The sequence below is a fragment of the Pseudomonas sp. genome (assembly GCF_032058845.1).
In the GTDB taxonomy this organism is placed as follows: Bacteria; Pseudomonadota; Gammaproteobacteria; order Pseudomonadales; family Pseudomonadaceae; genus Aquipseudomonas.
On the sequence record NZ_DAMCCR010000060.1, the window covers coordinates 21,163 to 27,339 of the forward strand.

General features: G+C 65.0%; 4 protein-coding genes and 1 pseudogene. 2 read left to right on the top strand and 3 right to left on the bottom strand.

Translation table 11 applies throughout. The features are described from left to right. Positions 1-4 precede the first annotated feature (4 nt). The 3 genes from RT028_RS12895 to RT028_RS12905 all read right to left on the bottom strand — a co-directional run bounded on the left by RT028_RS12895 (position 5) and on the right by RT028_RS12905 (position 2,879). Positions 5-1,918 (bottom strand): hypothetical protein, encoded by a 1,914-nt coding sequence (locus tag RT028_RS12895; RefSeq protein WP_312935366.1) that lies wholly within the window; start codon positions 1,916-1,918, stop codon positions 5-7. 290 nt (positions 1,919-2,208) lie between these two features. Continuing rightward, positions 2,209-2,394: a metallothionein gene (locus tag RT028_RS12900; protein WP_312935368.1), complete on the bottom strand. Its 186-nt coding sequence runs from the start codon at positions 2,392-2,394 to the stop codon at positions 2,209-2,211. A gap of 20 nt (positions 2,395-2,414) precedes the next feature. Beyond that, positions 2,415-2,879, bottom strand: coding sequence for a phosphotransferase system, HPr-related protein (locus RT028_RS12905; RefSeq protein WP_312935369.1), 465 nt, complete (start codon positions 2,877-2,879; stop codon positions 2,415-2,417). Positions 2,880-3,043: 164 nt separating this feature from the next. Between RT028_RS12905 and ligD the strand changes: the two genes are divergently transcribed. Together ligD and RT028_RS12915 are read left to right on the top strand one after the other, a co-directional pair. Beyond that, on the top strand, positions 3,044-5,551 hold the full coding sequence (gene ligD / locus RT028_RS12910; protein ID WP_312935370.1) for a DNA ligase D: 2,508 nt from the start codon (positions 3,044-3,046) through the stop codon (positions 5,549-5,551). A 55-nt stretch (positions 5,552-5,606) separates the two neighbouring features. After that, positions 5,607-6,177 (top strand): annotated as a pseudogene (locus RT028_RS12915) (acyl-CoA dehydrogenase); the annotation flags it as partial.

A 6,177-nucleotide genomic window follows, 5' to 3' on the forward strand; every position in this document is an offset into this window, starting at 1 on the left:
CGCCTCAGCCGCGGCCCTGATCCTTGACCCAATCCAGCATCCCGCCCGGCACGATCAGTTCGTGCCGGGCGCGTGAGCAGGCGGTATACAACCCGGCCAGGGTGCGTGCCCGTTCGTTGCGCCCACCGCCCGTGGTGGGTGCCACCATCAGCTCCGGCGACACCATCACCCGTGAAAACTCGCGGTTTTTCACGTCCTGAACGCGGGCCAGGAACAACGTGGCGGTCTTGGTCCAGCGATACTGGCTCTTGGCTTTGGCGAAATGTTCGGCCGTGTAGCCCTTGCGCAGCAGGCTGGCCACGGCCGCGAACGCACGATCAGCGCCCTTGTCCTGCTCCAGTGCCTGCCAGCTGGCATAGCGGAACAGCAGGTGATGGCGCGGCCGCGTGCCGAAGCGAAACAGCTCGATGCAGTCCTCGACGAACAGCTCGAAGTCCTTGCGTGCGCCCTGCAGCAGGATGAACGGCACTTGCTGGTGGGCCAGGCGCTGGAACCAGCCGAACAGCCCCCACTCATCGTCCACCAGCAGCACGGTCGGGTGCTCCGGCACGCTGACGGCATCGTAGAAACTGACCCGGGTGTAGTGCTCGGCGGTGCCGGCGAAAGCCGCCTGAATCGCTGAGGGGTGAGCCTGGATCAGCGGGTTGAGCACCGCATCCATGGCTGGCCCCGCACGCAGCGAGCGGGCAATCGTGCGTTGGCGAATGAAGCTGCCGTGGTGCGCGCTGAGGCCATTGAGGTTCTGCAGCTCATCCCCCAGGGCAATGACCGACTGCGGGCTACGGTCGAGAATCGCCAGCATGGGCGCCGACAGCTCATGGGCCTCATCGACGATGGCGTGGCTGAAGCGACCCTCGATCACCTCATCGAGCAACGACAGCAGCTTGATGCGGTGGTAGTCGCGCACGGGCAACTGCACTTCCCGCGCCGAAGGGCGGATCAACTCCTGCCAGTAACGCCGAGCCATTTCCAGCAGCACTTCCTGGTCCAGTGGCGTGAAGCCCGGCCCGGCCCATGGCAGGTGGCGCAGTTGCACCTGCGTGTCGCTGCCGTGGCAGAAGCTGCGCACCGCACTGATACACAGTGCCACGACGTCGGGCGCGGCCAGTGGGCCGATGTCAGGAATGCCCAGCCACTGCACCACCTTGGCATCCTGCGGGCGCCAGGTGAGCTTGGTGCGGTAGCGGTCGCGTATCTTCCAGCCCTGGCGGGTCTGATCGCGGTCGAGGATCAAGTCGGCCAACTGACCGAACGTGAGCGCGGTAAACGCCTCGGCATCCTTGACCCGCGCCTTGAGCGCGGCCAGCTGACCTTCGGTGCGGGCCAGCAGCAGGGTGCAGGCCGGGTCGAGCAGGCGTGCCAGCTGATGGATCAGGAAGGTCTTGCCGGTGCCAGCGAATCCCTGCACCGCCACCGACTCCTCGACCCCGCAGAGGAATTCATGCAGCAGCCGCTGCTGTGGGTCGCTCAGCACCAGGTCACTGGCCAGGCCTGGCAACGCGGCCGCGTGCAAGGGCGTCACCTGCTGGCGGTAGGCCGGGGAAAAGGCGAAGTTCCAGCCACCCTCGCTGGTTCGCAAGGTGGCCCGGTCGATGGCCAACTGCGCGTCCAGCAGGCCAATACTGCTGGCACCCAGTAGACTTAAGCCTGTACTGAAGGTGTCGCGCGCAAAGCGTTGTTTTACCTGAAGAACAAAGGCTCCTGGAGCGCTCGCCTCGACCTCGTCAGCAATGGCCAGCACTTCGGCGAAGCGTCGTTCCAGCGCCTCGACCGCAGGCAGGGTGGCGGCCAGACGTGGCAGGTGCTGGATGAACAACACCGCAGCGGCTTGCAAGGCATCGGCCTCATCCAGCAGGCACAGGTCATCGCCGCAGGCCAGCGCCTCAGCGTCTTCATGAGTCAGGGGCAGGTAGAACATCGACACCTCGGCAAACGATGGGCGGCACCATACCAAGTATTGTCGGGGGCTGCCTGAAGGGTTTCAGTGGCAGCGCGGGTCAAACAGAAAAACGACCCTTGTGCGAGCGGTCGGTCCGGTGCCCTGGTCAGCCGAGATGAAGGGACATGGACACTGAAGAAGCGGCCGGTCCGGCGTTCCCGTCAGCCGCGGTGGCCAGCGCAGCCAGCCTGATACTCGTAAACTCAGCGCAACCTGCAGGGTGGCGTACCCCCTGCAAGGCTGCGCAGGCTTAGGCCTGGCTCAGGCCCTCAGCTGGAACGTCGATCGCCACCACTGGCACTCTTGGCGCAACCGCACTGGCCCATCTGGCAGGCTTCACCGTTGGCATGGCCGCTGGCGCAGGCATCGCAGCAGTAGCGCTGACCGCCCCGCTCCACCGCATGGTTGTCCAGTTCGCAGTTGCAGGTTGGGCAGGCACATTTCTGGTTAGTCATCGTGCTTTCCTCGGTTGATTTCACACATCATTCCGGTCGTCCGGAATCTCGTCATCCGACCAGGGCTTGCCATCCAGGGGATGGACATGCGCCTCTTCGGCTTCGTCCAGACCGGTGCCCAGGCCAACCTCATCGGCATCGACCTCGCGCAACTCGAGATCCGCCGGGCCGCCGCCGTCGCCAGGCTCGAACGGGTCACGTGCGCCGGTCTCGTCGAGCAACGTTTCCGGGCTCATGTCGTCGTCGGTCACGCCATCCTCGTGCAGGCCTTCGGTCAGCGCTTCGCCGCCGCTCATGCCAGCCCGCGCCACGCGCTCTTCAGGAAATTCATGATCCACCTCGCCCTCGGGACGTTCGTCGCCGATGCGGCCACGCGGGCCGTCCACGTCCTTGTCGAAATCCAGCTCGTGAACACTGCCCATGCGGTCTTCGGTCGTGTCGATCTCGGACGGGGTATAGGGTTTCGGATCGTCTGTACGGGCCATGACGGCACTCCATCGAATTAAGTCCATATGGTCGACTGCACCTGCACTGCAATGATTCAGTTTCTCGCGCGTCGCATCGTCTCCGGATAATTTGAACTCCGCTCTGAACAGCTCGCTCCCAGCCAATACAGTCGGTTACCCGATCGTCTTCCGGAGCCCACGCCATGGCCAAGCCGTTGCAGGAGTACCAGCGCAAGCGCGACTTTGCTGCCACGCCCGAACCTGCGGGCAAAGGCCGTAAAGCGCGCAGGTCTCAGGCGCTGCAGTTCTGCATTCAAAAGCATGATGCCAGCCACCTGCACTACGACTTCCGCCTGGAGCTGGATGGCACCCTTAAAAGCTGGGCGGTGCCCAAGGGCCCGTCGCTGGACCCGACCCAACGGCGGCTGGCGGTGCATGTCGAAGACCATCCGCTCGACTATGCAAGCTTTGAAGGGCATATCCCCGAAGGCCACTACGGGGCAGGAGATGTGATTGTCTGGGATCGCGGCGTGTGGGAACCCGAAGGCGATGCGCAGGCGGACTACGCCAAGGGCAAGCTGCGTTTTCGCCTGCAAGGGGAAAAGCTCTCTGGCACCTGGAACCTGGTGCGCACGCACTTGGCTGGCAAGAAGGAACAGTGGCTGCTGATCAAGTCCAATGATGAGCAAGCGCGCAGTGAAGACGACTACTGCATCGTCGACGCCCTGCCCGACAGCGTGCTCAGCGACCAGGTGCTGGCGCAGAAGCCCACCACTGCCAAGCGGAAAACCCCCGCCAAAGCGTCACCTGCCAACCAGCGCAAGGCGGCCCTGCCCGACCAGCTGAGCCCGCAGTTGGCCACCTTGGTAGACGCCCCGCCGGCAGGCGATTGGCACTATGAAGTGAAGTTCGACGGCTACCGTCTGCTGGCACGCATCGATGGCAAGGACATCCGCCTGTTCACCCGCAATGGCCATGACTGGAGCGCTAGGATGCCGCGCCAGATCAAGGCCTTGCGCCAGCTGAAACTGAAATCCGCCTGGCTCGACGGTGAGGTGGTGGTAGCCGGTGACGACGGCGTTGCGGATTTTCAGGCATTGCAGAACGCCTTCGATGAAGACGACGACAGCCGCTTGACCTACTACCTGTTCGACGCCCCCTGGCTGAATGGTCAGGACCTGCGCGACACCCCGCTGCAGAAGCGACGCGCCGCCCTGCGTGAGGTGCTGGACCAGCATGAAGACGACGCCCTGCGCTTCTCAGCCGATTTCGAAGCGCCAGTGGACTCGCTTCTGGCCAGTGCCTGCCAACTGCAGCTCGAGGGGCTGATCGGCAAGCGCGCGGGCAGCCTCTACCGCGAGCGGCGCAGCAGCGACTGGATCAAGCTCAAGTGCCAACAGCGCCAGGAGTTCATCATCGTTGGCTACACCGACCCCAAAGGCAGCCGCGAAGGGTTCGGCGCGCTGCTGCTGGCCCTGCACGATGATCAGGGCGACCTGCGCTACGCAGGCCGGGTCGGCACCGGGTTCAGCAGCGAAACGCTGAAACAGCTGCACAAGCGCCTGAAGGCACTGAAGGCGTCGAAGCCTACGCTGGACAAACCGCTCACGGGCGCCGCGGCTCGGGGCGTTCACTGGCTAAAACCCAGCTTGCTGGCGGAGATTTCCTATGCGCAGATGACCCGTGGCGGCATCGTCCGCCACGCGGTGTTTCATGGCCTGCGCGACGACAAACCCGCCCATGGCATCGATCACGAACGCGCGCAGCCCGCGGCCGCCCCTGACGGCAAACCCAAGAAAACCCGCCGGGTTGCGACACACGACCGTCAATCCGCAGACGATCTGCACCTGACCCACCCTGAACGCATCATCGACCCCAGCACCGGCGTCACCAAACAACAGGTGGCCGAGTACTACGCCCAGGTTGCGTCGTGGATCATGCCGCACCTCGAGCACCGCCCCGTGGCCCTGGTGCGGGCATCTGAAGGTCTGGGCGGGGAACTGTTTTTCCAGAAGCATGCCGAGCACCTCAACCTGCCCGACACCCATACGTTCAGCAAAACCCAGGCCGGTCAGGCAGCGATGACCCTCGACACCCCGGCGGCCCTGCTCGGCGCGGTGCAGATGAACACGATCGAACTGCACACCTGGAATGCCACCGACAAGGCCTTCGACAAGCCCGACCGCTTTGTCCTCGATCTCGATCCGGACCCGGCCTTGCCCTGGAAAGCGATGGTCGAAGCGACCCAGCTGACCCTCACCCTGCTCGATACCCTGGGCCTCAAGACGTTTCTCAAGACCAGCGGCGGCAAGGGCTTGCACCTGGTCGTGCCGCTGACCCGTCGCGCGAGCTGGGACGAGGTCAAGGCATTCACCCAGGCCATCGTCGAGCACCTTGCCGGGCTGTTCCCCGAGCGCCTGAGCGCCGTGGCCGGACCGAAGAACCGCGTCGGCAGGATCTTCATCGATTACCTGCGCAACGGGCTGGGCGCCACCACGGTGTGCGCCTATTCGCTGCGCGCCCGCGAGGGCCTGCGTGTGTCGGTGCCCATCGCCCGCAAGGAGCTCGAGACGCTCAAGTCCGCCGATCAGTGGACGATGGACAGCCTGCTCGAGCGCCTGGCACGAATCGAGGACCCTTGGGCGGACCTTGCCACCACACGTCAATCGATCACGCAACGCATGCGCCGCCAGCTCGGGCTCGATGACTGAGCCGCAGGCCATGCTCACTGGATAAATGGATAACAACCCTGATGGACCTGAACCGATGACCGCTTCCCAGGCAACGCCCCTCCCCTCGTTCAGCGTGCTGCTCGACGACTTCGCCCAGCGCGCCAGCGCGCCCGGCCTCGACCCTGCCCTGCTGGCCCTGATGCAGGCGCTGTGCAGCGGCCATTTCGATACACTGCCGCTGCCCGGCCAGGGCCGCACCTTGCAGCGCTGGCAGACCCTCGCCCAGGTCGCCGGCTGTGACCTGGCGCTGGCCAAGCTATACGAGGGCCATACCGACGCGTTGGCGATTCTCGCCGAGTGCGCGCCCGTGGGGTTTGCGCGCACGGGCATCTGGGGCGTGTGGGCGGCGGAGCCGCCGAATGCGCGGGCGCGGATCGACCGGGCGCTGCTCACTGCCTGGGGTGAGGATGACCAGCCGTATCTGGTGGCCCTGGACCTGCACCACGCCAGCCAGCGCTCCGATGCCGAGGTTTGGCAGGCGGTGGGCATGGCCAGTACGGCCAGCATTGAAATCAGCTTCGACGACAGCCCTGCCACGCTGATCGGCCAGGCCGGTGATTACCTGAGCCGTCCGGGCTTCTGGCACGGCGGTGGCGGCATCGCGG